Below are 19,856 nucleotides of genomic sequence, written 5' to 3' on the forward strand. Positions count from 1 at the left end.
TTAATTCTTGTTATACATTACTTCAATCATTCTGTGTTCTCCATTTTATCTAGATCGATACATACTTTTGGTCGCTTTAACCTCAAATTGTAAAGCAAACTAGACAAAAAGTATAGTTTAGTATACACTACAATTAGATGAGGTGATGAGTGGCGTGATAAAAAATCGTGTGAGGGAGTTGCGTGCTCGAGCGGATTTGACGCAAGGCGAGCTTGCTGAACGGGTTGGAGTTACTCGGCAAACGATAGTGGCACTAGAAAAAGGAAGTTATACGCCTTCTCTTCTATTAGCTATGAACATTGCAGAAGTATTTATGCTTTCAATTGAAGAGATTTTCTATAAGGAGGATGCGCAATGAACCATGTATTTCTATCAGTCACATTACGAATTTTATTATTCATTTCTCTGGCTATGATGGTGTTTGACTTTTTACGCGTTGAGCAACAATTTACTCTCATGAACAGGGGGTATACAGAAGGGTTTTCTGTTCAAGTTACTTCATGGCCTGGTTCATTAATGTTGATTGTTCTTTTTCTTTTTGTAGTAGGCAATGTAGTTTACTTTTTACGATTACGAAAAAATAAGAATACAGATATACGAGATTTCATAACATTTGAATATGATTCAACAGATGAACGTGCCATTGCGAATACACGGAAAGCTGTAAGTTATGCTTTTTCAGGTTTACTGATTTATTCCTTTTTCATGATCGGCTCGTTTATGTTTATTCCGAACTATTTCTTGGATCATATTTGGTATCCATTATTTGCAACTGCTTCTATTCCTATCAGCGGATTGATTATATATGCGATATCTTTTACCGCCTTGCAACGTGCATAAATAGTAAAAAAAGCACATTCACTATTTGCGAATGTGCTTTTTATTATTTAGTTAGATCTATTTTTTTATTCAATGCGTATATAACCATTCCACCAATTGTCATAGACAATAATTCTCCAATACCCGCTGTTAGCCAAGTCGCCCAGAATGGGAAGCCTAGCAAGATGTTCAATTGAAATGCAATTGCACACATAGATACTGCAAATACAATAGCAGTAATCACCATTTTTAAAATATCATTTTTAATTTTCTTCACTAGTGCGCGGCTTATTAGCAAAGCAACTAATGTAGCCATCGAACCTATCGGCACATCCAATAGCCAAGTAGGTGACATGAAGTTAGCAAGTGCTACACCTAGCGTAACACCGACTATATAACGCTTATTATACAACGCGAGATAGTTGAACATTTCCGACAAACGCAGTTGAACCGCGCCAAAACTAATAACCGCAAATACAAATGTCACCGTTACATACAAAGCTGCAACGAGTGCTGTTTTTGCCAGTTCATTCACCGTACTTTTTGGTGAATCCTTTACATAAGACATACTCATATTATTTTCTCCTTTGTGAAATAGCTTAATTGCTATTCCAGTAATAACTACGACCAAAGGAAGAAAGAACTTATCGTTCGATCAAAAGTGTCGTAGTGCAAACAGAATTTGCTTGCTACGGTATTATAACAGAAGTTCCTGTATTAGAGAAGCTTTATTTCGCTATCCATCCGCCATCGATAGGAATAACGGCACCATGGATATAATCAGCTAAGGAACTGGCTATGTATAATGTGAGGTTTGCGACTTCATTCGGTTGCGCCCAGCGTCCAGCTGGTGTTTCTTCTGCAACCCACTTCGCCATTTCACCATCACCTGCAAAATCTACTTTGTTCATTGGAGTTTGGATCGCGCCTGGCGCAATCGCGTTCGCACGAATCCCCTCACGACAATAATCCATATCCAGTTGCTTCGTATAGCCGACTATCGCATGTTTGGATGCAGTATAGGCTGCACCGCCACCACCTGCCACAAGCCCCGCAATAGAAGCCATATTCACGATGACACCCGACTCGTTAGCGAGCATATGTGGCAAGACTTCATTGGTCATGAAATAAGTACCTTTTACATTCGTATCCATAATTCGATCCCATAGCGCTTCATCAGTATCCAACGTTTTCGCAAAGCCATCCAGTACACCTGCTGTATTCAATAAAATATCAATACTGCTAAATGAATGTACAGCGTCTTTAACCGCATGTTGGATATCTTCTTTCGAGCTGACACTTCCTATGACATATCTAAACTGATTTGGATACGATTGTTTCATCGCTTGCATATCGCCTTCATTCATATCAAACGCAACTACATTCGCCCCGTTCTTAAGAAACGCATTCGCTTGTGCTTGCCCGATACCTGATGCTGCCCCCGTTACTAGCACTGTCTTTCCTACATACTCTTCAAATTTCATACTATCCCTCCAAAATAAAAAGCTCATGATCACTCATGAGCTTTGATTCATTCTATTACTCTACGACGACCCAATCTTCTGCTAACAAGTCGCAAACTGTCGGAGTGAACATAGTATAGCCTTCTCCCGTTACGTCAATGACGAAATATGGGTTCAATTTTTTACCGTCTTGCTCGCTCTCCCCTACTAGCTTGACATATAATTCTGCCCCACCCCAATTACTGCGAATTACTTTTTCGCCTGCTTTTAAACGTGGTAAAATCTCTTCAAATGTCATGTATACCCATCCTTTATTTATGTTTTAATTCGTATTGTTTGTCGGGAAAAGTATACTGGATTGAGCTGTGTTTTACAAATTAAACTGTTTGTTCCTACTTCAATCTTATTAACACATTTCGAATCTTGATTAGTCTTTTATTAAAGTACTTAAGAAATTATAATAACTTCATCTACCTCAACAAAATTCAGAATAATCAACTTATTACTTGCGTGAGAGAAATAGATTCTGTTAAACTTTGGTAAGCAATAACAGATCATTATACATTCAAACAATAAAAGGAGATGGTAGTAATGAATTTAATTAATCAACAGCCAAAACTTTACGTTATGGATAACGGAACTATGCGAATGGATAAGAACTTTATGATTGCTATGCACAATCCTGCTACTATTGATCATCCCCATCAACCGAATGAATTTGTTGAATTTCCTGTTTACACTGTATTAATTGATCATCCTGAAGGTAAGATCTTATTCGATACCGCTTGCAACCCAAACTCTATGGGCCCTGAAGGACGCTGGAGTGAATCTACACAAAAAGCATTCCCTATCAATATGCCAGAAGAGTGCTATCTTTTACATCGTTTAGAAGAGTTGAATACACGACCAGAAGATATTAAATATGTAGTGGCATCTCATTTGCATTTAGATCACGCCGGTTGCTTAGAGTACTTTACAAATGCGACGATCATTGTCCAAGAAGATGAATTCAATGGCACACTCCAAACTTACGCTAAAAATGTAACTGAAGGGGCTTATATCTGGTCAGACATTGATATGTGGATAAAGAATAATTTGCAATGGCGTGTGATAAAAAGAGGAGAAGATCATGTTAAGTTAGCTGAAGGTATTGAAATCCTGAATTTCGGCGGTGGACATGCTTGGGGTATGTTAGGTCTTCATATTAATATGCCTGACACCGGAGGAATCATCTTAGCATCAGATGCAATATATACAGCAGAAAGTTTCGGACCACCTGTAAAACCACCAGGCATCATTTATGATTCTGTTGGCTATAATTCTACTGTTGAAAGAATTCGCAGATTAGCCAATGAAACCAATTCCGATGTATGGTTCGGCCATGATCCAGTACAATTCAAGAGTTTCAGAAAATCAACGGAAGGTTATTATGAATAAGAATGGAGTAGAAGCTTATGCATAAACTGACATTCGCACCAACGAGTTATATAGGATGGGGTTGCCTCTCGGTATTACCTGACGAAGTTAAAAGACTACAAGCTAAAAAAATCCTTATTGTGACTGATCCTTTCTTACTGAAGCTCGGTATAACTGACACTATTGAAAAACCATTACAACAAATGGGTTGCACAACAGATATTTACACAGATGTAGAACCGGAACCGCCACTAGAAATCGGAGAGAGGTTGGTTGCATACACAAGAAGTCATGAATTTGATTTGGTCATTGGTTTAGGAGGCGGTAGCGCATTAGACTTAGCGAAGATCGCTGCTGTTTTGTCAATGAATGATGGAAACGTCTCAGACTATCTAAACCTATCTGGAAATCGAACTATTACGGACAAAGGTTTACCTAAAATACTTATTCCAACTACTTCAGGCACCGGATCTGAAGTTACCAATATCTCCGTACTATCGCTAGATACAACAAAAGATGTAGTCACACATGACTTTTTATTAGCAGATGTTGCTATTGTAGACCCTGAACTAACCATCACTTTGCCTCCGAAAGTAACTGCAGCTACAGGTGTTGATGCATTAACCCATGCCATTGAAGCCTATGTATCAAAAAATGCTAATCCCATAACGGATTCTTTAGCATTTAAAGCCATACAATTAATTAGTGGAGCAATACGAACAGCAGTGAAAGATGGTGAAAATAAACAAGCCCGCTCTGATATGAGCTATGGAAGCTATCTAGCCGGATTAGCATTTTTTAATGCAGGTGTTGCGGGTGTCCACGCGCTTGCCTATCCTTTAGGCGGTCAATTTCATATAGCTCATGGAGATTCCAATGCTGTATTATTACCTTATGTGATGGGGTATATAAGAATAAGCTGTGAAGAACAGTTGAAACACATCTTGGAAGCCATGGGTAGTAGTACGGTTGGACAAACACAAGAAGAAGCTTCCTATACATGTATAAATAAATTGGAGGAACTTGTTAATGATGTAGGTATTCCATCTACACTTAAAGGATTTAATATTCCTATTGAATCTTTAGAAGCTCTCACTGATGACGCTATTAAACAAACCAGAATTTTAGCACGCAGCCCAATGGAATTGAAAAGAGATGACATTTTTGCGATTTATAAGTCTGCCTTCGAAGGTGTCGTGGTGGAACCACATTAATTTCGGCTCTTTCTCCTTGCCATTCTATAATTTCCGTGATAAATTGAACAATAGAAAATTTCATTTACGGAATCAACATGTATAACCTCGATAATATGGTTCGAGGGTCTCTACCAGGAACCGTTAAATCCTGATTACAAAGTCATTTTTGTAATCGGGATTTTTCTATGGAGTAATAAATGTGGTAGAACTGGTAGGAGGAGTTAGTTTGAATTTACGTGTATTATTATTGGCTATTTCAGCTATAACAGTAGGACTGGTAGAGTTGGTAGTCGGAGGCATACTGCCAGTGATTGCAGAGGACTTACATGTCTCGATTGCAACCGCGGGTCAGTTAATCACAATTTTCGCACTGGTGTATGCAGTGGCGGGACCTGTGTTACTATCATTCACTGCGAAAGTGGAGCGAAAGAAATTATATTTACTTACGCTTTTTGTATTCTTAATAGGTAACATCCTAACGTATTTGAGCCCAACGTTCGGCTTGATGATGGCTGCACGCATATTAACTGCAGCAAGCGCAGCACTCGTCATTGTCTTGTCGTTGACGATTACGGCGCGTATGGTTGAACCTCGAATCCGAGCGAAGTCACTTGGCTATATTTATATGGGAATCAGTTCATCGCTTGTGCTCGGTGTGCCAATTGGGATCGTCATAACAAATGCTTTTGGATGGCGTTCTGTATTCCTAGGAATCTCTATAATGACCATCATTTCGATTATTTTGATTGCCAAGTTTTTCGAGAAGATTCCTACAGGCGATGTACAACCACTTTCTGTACAAATTAAAGCATTGGCGAATAAAAAAATATTCTTTGCTCATATGGCAACGATGTTTATGCTAGCCGGTCATTACACCGTGTATGCATACTTCACTCCGTTCCTTGAGACAACAATGAAATTAAGTCCTTACTGGATTAGTGTCTTCTACTTCCTATTCGGATTGGCTGCAGTTGCAGGCGGAGCATTCGGTGGAGGGTTGGCAACACGGCTTGGTTCTAAGAAAAGTATTTTAATTATTCTTGGCGCGTTTGCTATTAGCTTATTCGCCCTTCCCTACTCTACGTTTTCGATTCCGTTATTCATCATTTTCATGATGGTTTGGGGTGGATTGAGTTGGGCGTTGGCACCTGCACAACAAGATTATATTATTCAAAGTGATCCTGTTACATCCGACGTTCACCAGAGTTTCAACAACTCGGCTCTGCAAGTCGGAATCGCGCTTGGTTCGGGTGTCGGTGGTGTCGTATACAGTCAGACAGGTACCGTAACAAATATGCCTGCTGTTGGCGGCATCCTTGTCATCATTGCGTTCATATGTGCGGCTATCTCACTTTCAATGGCCGTAAAGACTCGTCAAGCAACTGTTTAATCATGTAAAATGGAGTGAACTCGTTACAGAGTTCACTCCATATTTAATGAAACGAGGGATGCTTATGCTCGGTCTGCTACTCGATGTTGTCATTCTGCTTGCATTTATTGTGTACGGTATTGCTCTTTGGCATGGTAAAGGCGCAGCTCTGCTTACAGGTTATAATACGATGTCTAGTGAGAAAAGGATGCAACTAAACGAACGTGCATTATTCAAGTTTATAGCAAAGATTATGTTCACTTTAAGTTTTTGTGTCGGTTTATTCGCAGTGAGTGAACTGCTAGGAGAAGATATATATTTCATAGTGGGACTATCACTTTTCGTGATAGTACTCGGTTTTGCATGGATTTACGCAAATACAGGAAATCGATTTAAAAAATAAGGCAGGTGTTGAACAATGGTTAGAAGACGTGGTATTTATGAAATTGAAGTACTAAGCATGCCGCTTCAGTGTACACTTTGCGGTGGCACAACGTTTATTCACCGAGAAGTGTACATGGATGTAGAACCCACATCCAAAGAAGTACCTGCTCGCCTAACATTACAATCTTTTGCTTGTGAAGTATGTAGTACAACGCAGTTGATTCAAGAACAGTCGCATCATGACGAACCAAATATTGTCTATATCGAGGTGGATGCATGATGGTAGAAGAACTAGAAAGCGTTAGAAGCCATATAACAATTTTAGACCATCTGCTTATTTGTCGTCTTTGTACGCATGATAAATTTATCCCCTATCTAACCGTATCAAACGTGGAAGAACCGGGAGTTGGTGTGTTATCAATTGGCTATTCCGCAGTATGTGATCGATGTGGTTGTGTGACGGAGTTTGGTGATCCCAGTCATCCAAGTGAAGATGGTATGGATTATATATGGGCTCTTAAACAAACAATAGTACAGTAGAATTTAAAAAACGCTCCGTATAAGGAAGCGCTTTTCTTTTGCTATGAGACTTCCCCAATTCGCACCATCATGTCCAGTACACTTTCTAGGAATGCATCGATTTCACACATATGTTCTTCCGTCAATTTCGGTTTAAATTGAATACGTACACGATTCATCAAGCCTGGCTCTGTTTGTTCATATCGAAAACTAAGTGTTTGCGTATAACTAATATCGTTTTCCCAAACTGTACGAAGGATACTCGCAATTTCCTCACATTCCCTATCTACATCAGAAATGAATGTGCGAACGAGAAGCGTTAGCGTGCAACCCGGCTCCGTTTCTTCAACTTCGAGTATTTCATTCGCAAGTTCCTTAAGGGATGAACTCAAAGTGAGATCCACGATGACTGACGGATATCCGACTTTTGAAAAACGAATCGTAAATTCTCTTGCCATAATAGCTAAATCCAATTGATCTTTACGATTTAAAATATGGACTGTTTGTTCTAGATTGTCCAAGTCATAAATTTGATTTTCAAATGCCACTCTTAAATTTTCAAATACAGTTGGATCGTACATAGCGTGGCCTCCCCATCTCTTATATGTATAGATTTTTTCAATAAAGCCACCTTATATGCAAATCGTGAAGGGAGGTTATGTGTATGACAAACAAAGCCGCTTCGATTGCAAAGTTAAACGCGGAGGAATTACATGCTTTACACCACCTGGAAAACAAACTAGGTGTGACACTCGTTGCGTATGAGAGTACTATCTCAAAAAACACGAAATAATAGTGAAGTGGTACTTTCTATTACAGAGAGCACCACTTCTTTGTTTGAAATAAAAATTAAACACAAACGGTTGCTAATATTTTTTGAATATCATAAATGGCTTGATCTTTTCTAAATTGTTTTTGGATTTGTGGAGTCTCGGAACTTGATATCCAGATTTTCAATTCCGCATCCATATCGAACGTACCTGCAGTTTCCACACTGAAGTGAGAGATACTTTTAAAAGGTACCGAATGGTATTCCACTTTCTTTCCTGTGATGCCTTGCTTATCGACTAAAATTAATCGCGTTTTCGTAAATACAATTAAATCACGGACAAGCTTAAATGCCGCTTCCACATCTTCGCTATCTGCCAAAATCATGTTCAGTTCTTTCTTCACTTCTACATTGTTTACAGCAGAAGCATTTCCTAATAGCGCATCAAATAGTCCCATACAATTATTCCCCTTTTCGATATAGTTTTGTCTAAAACGTCACCATACACTGCCGTTGGGGATATCAATGGTTTTCTATCTCATACGGAAGTGTTCATTCAGAATAGTTTACCATGTTGCAGGAGAATAGGATAGAAATAGTAAAAAACTGGCCATGCAGTGTCAAATTGATCACTTCGCATGGCCAGCTCTTATTAATTATATAACTCAAAATTAAGCGGGCTTCTTCCGTAACATTCCTGCAAGTAGTCCAGTAATGATAGAACCCACGACAATTGCTAAAGCGTAAAGCACAATCTTGCTAATTCCACCTTCGACGAGACCCATGACGAAGATTCCACCATGTGGTGCACGCAAGGAGATATCAAAAGCCATCGTCAGTGCACCTGCCGTCGCTGCCCCTACTACGGCAGCGGGAATAACACGCAATGGGTCAGCTGCTGCAAACGGAATGACACCTTCTGTTATGAAGCAAGCGCCCAGCACATACGCTGTTTTACCAGCCTCGCGCTCAGTTTTTGTATAACGATTCTTAAATAATGTAGTCGCTATGGCCATCCCAAGCGGTGGTACCATACCGCCAGCCATTACAGCCGCAATAAATTGGAAGTTTTGTGCGTCAAGCATCGCAATACCGAATGTGTACGCTGCTTTATTAATGGGTCCACCCATATCCACAGCCATCATTCCACCAATGATTAAACCAACCAAAATTTGATTTGTCCCACCCATTCCTTCAAGGAAAGTAGAGAATCCTGTGTATAGCTTAGCCAACTGTGGATTGATGACCAACATGATTAATCCTGTCGCTGCAATACTGAAAACCGGATAAAACAGTACTGGCTTTAACCCTTCCAATGAATTAGGCAAACGCGCAAACAGTTTTTTGACGAGTAATGTAATATATCCTGCCAAGAATCCAGCGATTAATCCCCCTAAAAATCCTGAACCGCCGTCTGCTCCATCCACACCTGAAACTGTAACAGCAATCAAACCGCCAATCATACCAGGAGCAAAACCAGGTCGATCCGCTATACTTGAAGCAATGAAACCAGCCAATACAGGAACCATCAGGAAGAATGCTTTCCCACCGCCTATAGTGTTAAGCATGGCTGCAAAAGCATTATATTCAGGACTGTCAGGATTGGATGATTCAATTCCCCAAAAGAAAGAGAGCGCTATCAATATTCCCCCACCGACAACGAATGGTAGCATGTTGGATACGCCATTCATCAAATGCTTATAAAAACCGCTTTTCTTTTCCCCTGATGATGTATCTTCCTGACCTTTTTCAGGTTGATAAATCGGTGCATCTTTTTGAATCGCTCTGTCCAATAACGCATCGGTTTCATAGATCGCATCCCCGACTTTCGTCTGGATCACATGTTTACCAGCGAATCGTGCCATTTCGACTTTGGTATCTGCCGCGACAATAATGGTGTCTGCCTCCGCAATTTCTGCATCTGTTAATCTATTCTTCACACCTGATGAACCGTTTGTTTCGACTTTCAAAGAAAGACCACGTTCTTTTGCTCTCTCATTCAGTTTTTCAGCAGCCATATACGTATGTGCAATTCCTGTTGGACACGCAGTGACCGCTAGCAGACGTACAGTTGACTTCTCTTCTTGAGTTGTTTGAACTTCTTCCACGGATTCCTCATCTAATTCCGATTCCTTCTCATTAACAGCTTGCAAAACGTCCGCCGCTGTTTGTGCAGACAAGATTTTGTCGCGGAATGACGTATCCATCAAGAATGTAGCCAATCTAGACAGTGCATCCAAATGATCGTTGTTAGCCCCTTCACTCGCAGCAATCATGAAAAACAAGTGTGCAGGTTGACTATCAAGCGATTCAAAATCTATTCCTTCAATAGATCGACCAAACGCGATAGCAGGTGTTTGCACCGCAGCTGACTTCGCATGCGGGATAGCAATTCCTTCTCCAATCCCCGTTGTACTCTGACTCTCACGTTGTAGAATATCATTTGTAAATTGTTCTTTATCACGCAGATTCCCCGCATCATGTAGCTGCTGGATCAGTTCTGTTAGGACCGCTTCTTTGGAGCTGGAATGCAAATGCAAATTAATTGTCTTTTCCGTCAAGAGTTGTGTAATTTTCATAAAATAGCACCTCTTCCTATTGTTTGCTAATAATCACTTGACTTACTAACGATTCAACATCTTCTTTTTTACATAAATCAGATTGGAAAGCAGTGGCACTCCCGCTTGCTACGCCATATCTAAATGCTTTTTCTGCACAACCATCCTGAGAATAAGACGCAATAAAACCCGATACTAGTGAATCTCCTGCACCTACTGAATTAACTAGCTTTCCTTTTGGTACAGTGGCAAACAATGTTTCTTCGTCAGATACATAGAGCGCACCTTCCCCACCCATCGACACTACAACATGTTGAATTCCGTCACCGATTAATTCTTTAGCGTAAACAATCGCTTCTTCTTTACTGTGTATAGTCTTACCAACCAATTCTTCAAGTTCTTGCACATTGGGTTTGATGAAGAAAGGTTTGATTATTTCCATAATCTGTTTCAAAGCTGGCCCTGACGTATCTACTACCAGCTTCACTTTATTTTGTTCACAATATGCTGCAAGTTCTAATAAAAAAGATGAAGGTAACGAGGCTGGTATCCTTCCTGCAATTATCAACCAGTCTTCTTCTGATAAGCGTCCAATTCGCTCGATAAGGCTTTGAATATTCTGTTCATTCAATTCAGGCCCCGGTCCATTTAATTCTGTTTCTTCGGTAGATTTGATCTTCACATTAATTCGAGTGTTTTCTGGTGTCCGAATAAAATCCGTTTTTACTCCTTCATCTCGTAAAAAGTTCTCGATATAATCTCCTGTGAAACCGCCAATGAAGCCCCCTGCTATAGTATCTACACCTAGTCTTTTGACTACCCTCGATACGTTTATACCTTTTCCTCCAGGGTAATAATATACTTCATTTGAACGATTTAGTTCTCCAAGCTCAAAAGCGGGTATATAGGTGGTATAGTCCACTGATGGCATGAATGTACATGTATAAATCATTTCTGTACCACCTTTACTAACGTTTTTTCTTCTAATTCATTCAAGATCTCGTCTGGTAATTTATCTATCAGTAATACCGCTTCGTCGATAGATAAAAATTTAATAAAACTACTTTTTCTCAATTTGGAATGATCCGCCACAATGTACGTGGTTCTCGATAGCTCAGCTGCCAAACTTTTCACTGATGCTTCATCGGGATCGGGAGTTGTATATCCATTAACAGAGTCCACTCCATTCGTACCGAGAAAGCATTTATTGAAATGATATTGTTTCAAAGATGTCATTGCCTGTTGCCCTACAAGTGCACCTGTTGACGCTTTGACATACCCTCCAATTAAATAAGAGGAAATACCATGCTCAGTTAGTGATTCCACATGTGTCAGTCCATTTGTTACAACCGTTATATTACGGTCTCTTAGAAAAGGAATCATTTGATACGTAGTTGTACCTGCGTCTAGATAAATAAAATCTCCATCCTTTACCAGGTCCGCAGCCAATGAAGCAATTTGAACTTTTTCTGCCAAATACTTTTCTGACTTCGCTGAGATGCTAAGTTCCTGCATATCCCGATCTGGCATTGTAGCTCCACCATGAATACGCTGAAGTTTATTAAGTGTTTCAAGTTCAGTTAAATCTCTTCGAATGGTAGATTCCGATGCGCTGGTTGCTTCTACTAATTCTGAGATCTTTACTGTTTTATGAGTAGCTAATTTATTTAAAATCAATTCAAACCGTTCATTTGTCAGCATATGCAACCCACCTTCTCTATCAATAACACCATATTACTTGAATTATTCAATAAAATCCATCATAATCATTCATAAGCAGTCAAAAACATTCAAAACAATTCATAGGAGGTTTTCGTAATGATAAAAAAACAATTCGTATTCAGCAATGGTGAAGGGCTTCACGCTCGTCCAGCCGCCCAATTGGTCGCTGCTGCTACCCCTTTTAAATCAGAACTTTCACTTGAGTATAAAGAAAAAAAGGTAAATCTAAAATCTATTCTTGGTGTGATGTCACTTGGCGTCGCTGGAGGATCTACAATTACATTGATTGCGGATGGTGAAGATGAAATAGACGCGATGAACAAGCTGGAGGAATTATTACGATCTGAAGGCGCAGAAGACTAATGACAAAGATCCTTCAGGGCATCGCAGCCTCCAATGGTATTTCTATCGCCAAAGCCTTTCGTCTAGAAAATGCGGAGTTGACTGTACTGAAGGAATCCATTTCAGACGTGTCAACAGAGATAGATCGTCTACAAAACGCTCTTTCTCATTCCCGATCAGAATTGACGACGATTCAGAAACAGACACAAGAAAAGTTCGGTGAACAGGAAGCAGCTATTTTCAGTGCACATGTACTTGTTCTCGACGATCCAGAATTACGCACAGCTATTACAGATACAATCCAGACGCAACACGTAAACGCCGAATATGCAGTACAAGAAGCGGCAAACTTATATGTTTCAATTTTCGAAGCGATGGATGATCCATATATGAGAGAACGCGCTGCTGATATTCGGGATGTAACAAAACGAATCCTTTCCCATTTGCTCGGCGTCAGCATTCAAACGCCCGAAGACATTACGCAAGAGGTCGTCATCATTGCAGAAGACTTGACGCCTTCTCACACTGTTCAACTGAATCCTGAACTAATTAAAGGTTTCGTAACAGATATTGGGGGTCCTACTTCTCACTCTGCTATTTTAGCGAGAACATTGGAAATTCCAGCCGTTGTCGGAAGTAAAACCGCAATGGCTATGATTCAAAACGGTGAAATCATTATTGTAGACGGTGAAGCTGGGAAGGTTATTGTAAACCCTGACGCAGAAACATTAGCCGTTTATCAAGAAAAGCAGCAGGCATTTGCCAAACAAAAAGCCGAATGGCAGTTACTTGCGAACGAGCCTGCTATTACACTTGATGGTCATCGCGTTGAATTAGCTGGAAATATTGGGACACCCGATGATGTGGAAAATGTCTTGAAAAATGGTGGAGAAGCGATTGGATTATTCCGGACGGAGTTTCTTTACATGGGAAAAGAACAATTCCCTACCGAAGATGAGCAGTTTGAAGCATATAAAAGCGTGCTAGAGCAAATGAACGGAAGCGCTACCATTGTTCGTACTCTAGACATTGGTGGAGACAAAGAATTACCGTATTTACAACTTCCACATGAAGCCAATCCATTCTTAGGATTACGAGCAATCCGTCTATGTCTTGATCATGAAGAGATGTTTAGAACACAGTTACGCGCTTTATTGCGTGCCAGTATATATGGAAACTTGAGGATCATGTTTCCGATGATCGCAACGATTAATGAATTCAGGCAAGCAAAAGAACTATTTTTAGACGTAAAGCAACAACTTATTAGTGAAAGAATCGAAGTAAGTGAGACGATTCAACTCGGAATTATGGTTGAAACACCGGCTGTAGCTATTTTGGCTGATATATTTGCCAAGGAAGTAGATTTCTTCTCCATTGGTTCAAATGATTTAATTCAGTATACGATGGCTGCTGATCGGATGAATGAGCACGTTTCTTACCTCTACCAGCCGTATAATCCATCTATTTTACGCTTTATCAAAATGATTATTGATGCGGCTCACAAAGAAGGCAAGATGGTGGGAATGTGTGGAGAAATGGCACGTGATGAAACGGCGATTCCTATACTGCTCGGGATGGGATTAGATGAGTTTTCCATGAGTGCATCTTCCATACTTCGTACACGTTCACAAATCCAGAAACTATCTAAGGTTACCTTAGAAAAACAGATAGATCATATTCTTTCCCTATCTACCGCGGATGAAGTGTTGCACTTCATTAAAAGTCTAGATAGCTAATACTACGTAATGGACCACTCTTTGAATCTAGATGATTCAAAGAGCGGTTTTTCATTTCTCCAGCATCCTTTGATCAGAAAAGCATTATACGATCTCGCCTCTCATTTTGTATACTTAGCCATATAATTATTATGGAAAGAAAGTTTGTGGAGAATGAATTTCACTCACTATCTGTTATAAAAAATGAATCTCTAGACATTACAACTTTCTTAGGTTGTTCCATCATCTCTCTAGCAGTAGATATTCATATACTACATAGAGCGGTGGGAGGTGAATGCTTTGAAAAAAGAAAATAATTGTAAATGTGGAGATCACCATTACTGTCAGAAGTGCCTCAAAAAAAAATATGATACCAAATACTGTAGCCGTTGTAGAAAAGACTTATGTAATCCATGCTCATATTCATACCTAAATGGAAACCTATTAATTTCCTCATTTTTCGGATGTACATATAAAAGCCAATGATTAAACAGATGTCTACATACAATAAATACAGCAAGTTAGACTGCTCCATAGGTCACCTCGAAATAGCATATGGATAAACAAACAAAATGGTAACCTGTTTACCTAATTTTTTCCGGGAACATATGAGAGGATCTAACTGCATACTTTGCTTTCTTCCATTTTCTTGATTACTACTACCACTATTATTTAGTACAAATAAGCGAATACTTCACTGCAGTTTATTCATCACACATATATCATGCGAACTCGCCTCTCGTTTGGTACACTTAGAGATGTAGTAATTTTAAAAAGGGAAGTGTTTTAATGGTTGGACGTAATGATCCGTGCCCTTGTGGCAGTGGAAAGAAATATAAAAAGTGCTGTGAACGAAAAGAAGCTGTGACAGTTGAAGATTTACTGACAGATGAAATGGAGAATATACTACAGACGTTTTATGACATTCATCCAGAGCGACCAGATGTACCGGCGTTCGTGGAATTTGCAAATACATGGAAATCTTCATTGAATAGTTATTTACCACAAGAAATGATTGAAACGATTGCGCTTGATGAATTCTTCTTCCATCAACGGAGAGATATTTGGGACGACTATTTGGCCAAGCAGAAGAAAAAACATATTCGCCCATCGATTCTAGAATTACTTGATAGATGGTCAGAGCCGAGGGTATTTGTCGGTGAAGTAACCGCTGTCGGAGATACATATTTAACGGCTACAAGTATTCTAGGTGATGAAACGATTGAATTGTGGAAAGAAAGCGATAAGCCTGTTCCCGTAGGTGTCCACTTCTATTGCTTCATTCTTTCCGATGGTACGTCTGAAAGTAACTATCTAGCAGTCTCAAGTTTAATCTTCTTCCCGACCGATCATTCGGAAGCGATCAAACAGTTTGCTGAAACTCTTGCGGACACGCAAAATCCTTCACTCAAAGACTCCATCATGAAATTCTGGATTGCGCTCGGTGAAAGTGGCTATACAGGAGATGAGTTTACCGAATTTGAAGCAGGAGTTATAGAGGCGGCTGCTGAATTTTTAAAGCAACATGACCGAGAATCCCAAGCTTTGTTAGAAGTGCTTGAAGATTTCTTAGTAGATAAGCAACCAAAAGCGCGAAAGAAACTAGCAATTGCTGCGGGTGCAATCCGTTATGGTTTAGACAATAAACATTTCGAACCGCTTGATATGACATTAAAAGAGATCGCAGAAGCATTCGATGTTTCTACCTCTTCGATGAGTAAATATGCGAAAGACCTAGCAGAATATGCTAGCGATGAAAATTAATTGACTTAAGGAGTTACGAACATGGTACTATCACATTCCCGTTTATCAGATGCATGGGAAGCATATCAAGATGTAGATTTGCATGGTAAGCAAGTTCTATCCAGCATAGAATTCACGACGACCTATTTATGCAATATGCGTTGTGAACATTGCGCGGTTGGATATATGCTACAACAAAAAGACCCACAAGCATTACCACTCGAGTTGCTGCTACAGCGGCTGGATGAAATCCCCCATTTACGAACGATTAGCTTAACAGGCGGCGAGCCGATGTTTTCGAAAAAATCTGTCGAGCAGTATGTCGTACCGTTATTGCAGTATGCACATGCGCGCGGAATTCAGACGCAGATGAATTCGAATCTAACTATGCCTATTGAACGTTATGAATTAATTGCACCGTATTTGAATGTCCTGCATATTTCGCATAACTGGGGTACAGTGGATGATTTCATCGATGGTGGATTCGCCCGGATGGAACGCAAGCCACCACGTGAGCGTCGTGCCGCACAATTCGAACTAATGATTGAAAACAGCCGAGCGTTGTCTGAAATGGGTGTTATGGTGTCAGCGGAAACGATGTTGAATCGCCGAACATTACCTCATCTACAGACCATTCATGAACAAATTATCCATGAAATGAAATGTGGTCGCCATGAAATTCACCCTATGTATCCTAGCGATTTCGCTTCTTCATTGGATGTACTAACTTTGGATGAAACACGTACAGCAATGTTCGATCTGCTGTCATACCGTGATCCACAAACATGGATGCTATTTGGGACTTTACCGTTTTATAATTGTAGTAACGATGCAAGAGATCAAGAATTATTTGAGAAACTTGCAGCAAGTGAAAATGTCACTGTGCGAAATGATCCAGACGGTCGTTCTCGGTTGAATGTCAATATGTTTACCGGAGACGTGATCGTGACAGATTTCGGAGATGTTCCTCCACTAGGGAATATTCAAACCGACCAGTTGACGGATTTATATACTAAATGGCAACAACATCCCTTAGCAAAAAGCGTAAGCTGTCACTGTCCTGCAGTGCGTTGTCTTGGACCGAATTTACTCGTAAAAGATGCCTATTATCCAAATGTAGACTTTTTGAAGCGACAGCAAAGATAAGGTAGATGAAAAAACCACGTATGGCTCATAGTTGAGTCCATACGTGGTTTTTATTTTCCGAAGCCTTGGAAATGTTCATCAATAGCTTCTTGGAACGTCTCTGATGCTACTGCTTCTTTAATCGCTAAAGCAAAACCCTTCTCACGATCTTCTTCTCTGACCGCAACGATATATTGCAACTCTTCACCAAGCTCTTCATGTGCTAGTGCGTCTTCCAATTCCATTTCATTGACCATAATATAATTGTCTGGAATGATGGCTAAATCACCACTTGCCATAGATGGTATCAGCTGTGCAATCAAGATAGGCTGGATGTTCAAGTTTTTCGGATTACTATCAATATGTTTTTCTGTAACTGCATAAGTGGCTGCACTTGGATCCAATGAAATTAATCCCTGTTGTTCAAGGAAACGTAGGGCTCTCGCTGTGCCTAGTTCATCATTCGGAATAGTAATCCATGAACCGTTAGGAATATCATCCATCGACGTCAACGAGTTAGAATATAAGCCTAGTCCCACACTTGGAACTTCCGTCAAAGCAACTATAGGCAAGTCATATTCTTCGTTAAATTGTTGAAGATTAATTTGTTGTTGGTTGATGTTGGCATCTATTTCACCATCTGCCAACTCTTTATTCGGTTCAATTAAATCTACGTATGATTCCACTTCGACTTTGTACCCTTGTTCTTCAAGTGCCGGTTTTAATGCCTGATCGATGACTTTCGCATAAATCCCTGCCGTTGTACCAATTTTTATCGTTTCATTACTGCCTGTAGGATTGCATGCGGTTAACAGCATTCCAAGGATCGTCAGCAGACCGACTAGTTTCATTTTCATCTTAAATCGTTCCTTTCAAAAAACACTATCTTCATCATATTCGCTGTAATTTTCACTGTCAAACCAAATCCTGCAATTAAAAAGATGTGCAACATTGTACACATCTTTTTGCTCGCTATGTAATTTCACCAGACTGCCGGTTTTTGTACCATAAGCCAAAGCATCACCATAAGTAATCCAATATAAATCCAGGCAGTACGTTGTAACTTGTTGAGTACCGCTTCCCTGTCTTTGCTTGGATCATGGAATCTTTTCAATACAGAAGAGAAACCAGTTGCCAGGAAGAACCCGGACAGCAACATGACGCCTATTGTGAGAATAATCCACGACGTGTTCCATGGCCACGGACCAAATAAAATTAATAATATACCAGTCACAACAAGCACATGGCCTGAATGCATAACAAGTCGTATAATGACTCGGATAATCGCCAGATAGATGTCTTCTGCTTCTGCTTTAGCAGAACGTAGCCGGCGTATTAAGGGCAGCAAGAGGAATAAAGGTCCTACTGAAATTATAGCCGACACTACGTGTGCAAAGACAATCGCTCCGTAATAAAAGTTCATTTAAGATATTATTTCTGAATTGGGCTATATTCGTGCACCCAAACCTTCATTTTAGGAAGCCAAGGCATTTTGTCGTGGATCGACAGCATCGCCTGTTTATATTCTTCAACTGTTTCATGACCTTCTGATTTGGCGTCTTCATCTGTCAGTTCTCCGAGTGTTTGTTCATATAATTTTTCAACTTTGAACTCTTTGCCTTCTAACGTCATCGTTTCGCCTGGGTATGCATAGACACCATTACGTCTAGTAGCCCACTTTTCACCGTTGAGTACTTTTTGTACGTCCTCCGGAATAGTTACAAGTCTTTCTATTGAACATGTTTTTTCTGGATAATTTGTCATGCTAACACTCCTCTTGATTCATTAATCTTTCACGTATACTAGTGTAACCCTTTTCATCAATGAATTACAGCTTTTACTTCCCAATAAAATACCCTCACCACCGGAGCGACGAGGGATGGTACTTATTTCACTTCTACTGTATGTTCTTCATGCTCGTGAATGTCTTCATTTTCGATATGAATAATCACTTGATAGCTGCCTACTTTAGGGAATTGATAGTTTGCTGTATACTCACCCGGCTTGGATTCTTCCGTATCTACCCATGTGGTTTCTTTATCTGCCGAGATGATTTCATAGCGAACCTGCGCCTTTATTGCTTCACCGTCGAGCTGCGCATGCGTCATCAACTCTGTGTCTGTTGCTGCTTTTGCTCCTTCAGGTTGCACAAAGTGAAGAGCAAGACCTTCTACTCCTTCGCCGTGTTCATGATGTTCATCTTCTTTGCCATTTTCGTGTTCATCCGATTGATGGGTAGCATCCCCGATTTGGATTTGCTTTTCTGGCATAACATGCATATCACGTGCAGTTACATGTACTTGAACGTGATACATACCGTCCGTATCGAATGTTGTTTCTGCTGAATAAATACCTTCTTTTTCATTTGTTGTTTCAACTAGAATACTGTCTTCCTTCTTACCTTCTTCCCAGATCTCATATTCCACTTCGGATGCATCATCTACTTTTTCTTCCCCTTGTGTTACAAGTGTTGTTAGAGTTACCGGTTCATTAGCAATTCCTTGTTCTGGTACTGTAAGTTCTACATCAATTACTTCAGGTAAAACAGCTTCCGTAGGTACATCATCGTCTTGCCCACATCCAGCAAGTATACCTATCATAGCTGTACTCATGACTAACATTGATAATCGTTTCATCTTTTCATTCTCCTATCTATTCGTTTAGCTGTTATGATTATAAAATATGTTTACGAAATTTCAATGAAGTTTTAACAACT

General features: G+C 39.9%; 25 protein-coding genes and 1 riboswitch. Of the genes, 13 read left to right on the plus strand and 12 right to left on the minus strand.

The features are described 5' to 3' along the window. Positions 1-145: 145 nt before the first annotated feature. Positions 146-358 carry a helix-turn-helix transcriptional regulator gene (locus tag CSV76_RS03245; RefSeq protein WP_085426644.1) on the plus strand — a complete coding sequence of 71 codons (213 nt, stop codon included), beginning with the start codon at positions 146-148 and terminating at the stop codon, positions 356-358. Continuing rightward, positions 355-840, plus strand: a complete 486-nt coding sequence (locus tag CSV76_RS03250) for a hypothetical protein (protein WP_099624726.1) — start codon at positions 355-357, stop codon at positions 838-840. The genes CSV76_RS03245 and CSV76_RS03250 overlap by 4 nt, the downstream gene beginning before the upstream one ends. Positions 841-883: 43 nt before the next feature. Here the strand turns inward: CSV76_RS03250 and CSV76_RS03255 are convergent, their stop codons facing one another. The 3 genes from CSV76_RS03255 to CSV76_RS03265 all read right to left on the minus strand — a co-directional run bounded on the left by CSV76_RS03255 (position 884) and on the right by CSV76_RS03265 (position 2,580). Next, positions 884-1,393 carry a QueT transporter family protein gene (locus CSV76_RS03255; protein ID WP_099624727.1) on the minus strand — a complete coding sequence of 170 codons (510 nt, stop codon included), beginning with the start codon at positions 1,391-1,393 and terminating at the stop codon, positions 884-886. Between the two features lie 154 nt (positions 1,394-1,547). After that, on the minus strand, positions 1,548-2,303 hold the full coding sequence (locus CSV76_RS03260) for a 3-oxoacyl-ACP reductase (protein WP_085426647.1): 756 nt from the start codon (positions 2,301-2,303) through the stop codon (positions 1,548-1,550). A 55-nt stretch (positions 2,304-2,358) separates the two neighbouring features. After that, positions 2,359-2,580: a DUF2829 domain-containing protein gene (locus CSV76_RS03265; protein ID WP_085426648.1), complete on the minus strand. Its 222-nt coding sequence runs from the start codon at positions 2,578-2,580 to the stop codon at positions 2,359-2,361. Positions 2,581-2,873: 293 nt separating this feature from the next. Here CSV76_RS03265 and ahlS point away from each other — a divergent pair, with 293 nt between their 5' ends. The 6 genes from ahlS (at position 2,874) to CSV76_RS03295 (ending at position 7,187) form a co-directional block, all read left to right on the plus strand. After that, on the plus strand, positions 2,874-3,719 hold the full coding sequence (gene ahlS, locus CSV76_RS03270; protein ID WP_085426649.1) for an AhlS family quorum-quenching N-acyl homoserine lactonase: 846 nt from the start codon (positions 2,874-2,876) through the stop codon (positions 3,717-3,719). Positions 3,720-3,736: 17 nt separating this feature from the next. Continuing rightward, positions 3,737-4,912, plus strand: a complete 1,176-nt coding sequence (locus tag CSV76_RS03275; RefSeq protein ID WP_099624728.1) for an iron-containing alcohol dehydrogenase — start codon at positions 3,737-3,739, stop codon at positions 4,910-4,912. 57 nt (positions 4,913-4,969) lie between these two features. Next, a riboswitch (purine riboswitch) is annotated at positions 4,970-5,069 on the plus strand. Between the two features lie 51 nt (positions 5,070-5,120). Further along, positions 5,121-6,284 (plus strand): MFS transporter, encoded by a 1,164-nt coding sequence (locus CSV76_RS03280; protein WP_099624729.1) that lies wholly within the window; start codon positions 5,121-5,123, stop codon positions 6,282-6,284. Between the two features lie 46 nt (positions 6,285-6,330). Continuing rightward, the gene (locus CSV76_RS03285; RefSeq protein ID WP_085426652.1) at positions 6,331-6,666 is read left to right on the plus strand and encodes a DUF3784 domain-containing protein; all 336 of its coding nucleotides are present in this window, start codon (positions 6,331-6,333) and stop codon (positions 6,664-6,666) included. 15 nt (positions 6,667-6,681) lie between these two features. Beyond that, complete coding sequence (locus CSV76_RS03290; protein ID WP_085426653.1) at positions 6,682-6,927, plus strand: hypothetical protein; 246 nt, start codon at positions 6,682-6,684, stop codon at positions 6,925-6,927. After that, positions 6,927-7,187 (plus strand): hypothetical protein, encoded by a 261-nt coding sequence (locus tag CSV76_RS03295; RefSeq protein ID WP_099624730.1) that lies wholly within the window; start codon positions 6,927-6,929, stop codon positions 7,185-7,187. Before CSV76_RS03290 ends, CSV76_RS03295 begins: the two co-directional genes overlap by 1 nt. 41 nt (positions 7,188-7,228) lie before the next feature. Here CSV76_RS03295 and CSV76_RS03300 read toward each other — a convergent pair whose 3' ends face one another. Further along, on the minus strand, positions 7,229-7,747 hold the full coding sequence (locus CSV76_RS03300) for a hypothetical protein (RefSeq protein WP_085426655.1): 519 nt from the start codon (positions 7,745-7,747) through the stop codon (positions 7,229-7,231). Between the two features lie 83 nt (positions 7,748-7,830). Between CSV76_RS03300 and CSV76_RS17820 the strand changes: the two genes are divergently transcribed. Then, positions 7,831-7,959, plus strand: a complete 129-nt coding sequence (locus CSV76_RS17820; protein WP_255396833.1) for a hypothetical protein — start codon at positions 7,831-7,833, stop codon at positions 7,957-7,959. A gap of 56 nt (positions 7,960-8,015) precedes the next feature. Here CSV76_RS17820 and CSV76_RS03305 read toward each other — a convergent pair whose 3' ends face one another. From CSV76_RS03305 to CSV76_RS03320, 4 genes are all read right to left on the minus strand, one after another. Further along, a complete protein-coding gene (locus CSV76_RS03305) occupies positions 8,016-8,393 on the minus strand; it encodes a PH domain-containing protein (RefSeq protein ID WP_085426656.1) in 378 nt (125 codons plus the stop codon). A gap of 213 nt (positions 8,394-8,606) precedes the next feature. Continuing rightward, positions 8,607-10,514, minus strand: a complete 1,908-nt coding sequence (locus CSV76_RS03310; RefSeq protein ID WP_085426657.1) for a PTS fructose transporter subunit IIABC — start codon at positions 10,512-10,514, stop codon at positions 8,607-8,609. Positions 10,515-10,530: 16 nt separating this feature from the next. Continuing rightward, the gene (gene pfkB, locus CSV76_RS03315; protein WP_085426658.1) at positions 10,531-11,445 is read right to left on the minus strand and encodes a 1-phosphofructokinase; all 915 of its coding nucleotides are present in this window, start codon (positions 11,443-11,445) and stop codon (positions 10,531-10,533) included. Further along, positions 11,442-12,194 carry a DeoR/GlpR family DNA-binding transcription regulator gene (locus CSV76_RS03320; RefSeq protein WP_085426659.1) on the minus strand — a complete coding sequence of 251 codons (753 nt, stop codon included), beginning with the start codon at positions 12,192-12,194 and terminating at the stop codon, positions 11,442-11,444. Before CSV76_RS03320 ends, pfkB begins: the two co-directional genes overlap by 4 nt. Before the next feature lie 117 nt (positions 12,195-12,311). On the opposite strand from CSV76_RS03320, the gene CSV76_RS03325 reads away from it, so the two are divergent. The 4 genes from CSV76_RS03325 to yfkAB all read left to right on the plus strand — a co-directional run bounded on the left by CSV76_RS03325 (position 12,312) and on the right by yfkAB (position 17,161). After that, a complete protein-coding gene (locus tag CSV76_RS03325) occupies positions 12,312-12,578 on the plus strand; it encodes an HPr family phosphocarrier protein (RefSeq protein WP_099624731.1) in 267 nt (88 codons plus the stop codon). Continuing rightward, positions 12,578-14,293: a phosphoenolpyruvate--protein phosphotransferase gene (gene ptsP / locus CSV76_RS03330; protein ID WP_099624732.1), complete on the plus strand. Its 1,716-nt coding sequence runs from the start codon at positions 12,578-12,580 to the stop codon at positions 14,291-14,293. Before CSV76_RS03325 ends, ptsP begins: the two co-directional genes overlap by 1 nt. A gap of 768 nt (positions 14,294-15,061) precedes the next feature. Then, positions 15,062-16,036, plus strand: a complete 975-nt coding sequence (locus CSV76_RS03335; protein WP_099624733.1) for a YecA family protein — start codon at positions 15,062-15,064, stop codon at positions 16,034-16,036. Between the two features lie 21 nt (positions 16,037-16,057). Beyond that, a complete protein-coding gene (gene yfkAB, locus CSV76_RS03340; RefSeq protein ID WP_099624734.1) occupies positions 16,058-17,161 on the plus strand; it encodes a radical SAM/CxCxxxxC motif protein YfkAB in 1,104 nt (367 codons plus the stop codon). Positions 17,162-17,211: 50 nt separating this feature from the next. Here yfkAB and CSV76_RS03345 read toward each other — a convergent pair whose 3' ends face one another. The 4 genes from CSV76_RS03345 to CSV76_RS03360 form a co-directional block, all read right to left on the minus strand. Further along, entirely contained in the window at positions 17,212-17,997 is a 786-nt protein-coding gene (locus CSV76_RS03345) for a MetQ/NlpA family ABC transporter substrate-binding protein (RefSeq protein ID WP_099624735.1), read from the minus strand. A gap of 125 nt (positions 17,998-18,122) precedes the next feature. After that, the gene (locus CSV76_RS03350) at positions 18,123-18,563 is read right to left on the minus strand and encodes a DUF2269 family protein (RefSeq protein ID WP_085426665.1); all 441 of its coding nucleotides are present in this window, start codon (positions 18,561-18,563) and stop codon (positions 18,123-18,125) included. 8 nt (positions 18,564-18,571) lie between these two features. Further along, a complete protein-coding gene (locus CSV76_RS03355; RefSeq protein WP_085426666.1) occupies positions 18,572-18,904 on the minus strand; it encodes an ASCH domain-containing protein in 333 nt (110 codons plus the stop codon). Positions 18,905-19,026: 122 nt separating this feature from the next. Continuing rightward, positions 19,027-19,776, minus strand: a complete 750-nt coding sequence (locus tag CSV76_RS03360) for a FixH family protein (RefSeq protein WP_085426667.1) — start codon at positions 19,774-19,776, stop codon at positions 19,027-19,029. Between the last annotated feature and the right edge of the window lie 80 nt (positions 19,777-19,856).

Origin of the sequence: Sporosarcina sp. P17b (genome assembly GCF_002743115.1) — a bacterium.
Taxonomy (GTDB): domain Bacteria; phylum Bacillota; class Bacilli; order Bacillales_A; family Planococcaceae; genus Sporosarcina; species Sporosarcina ureae_C.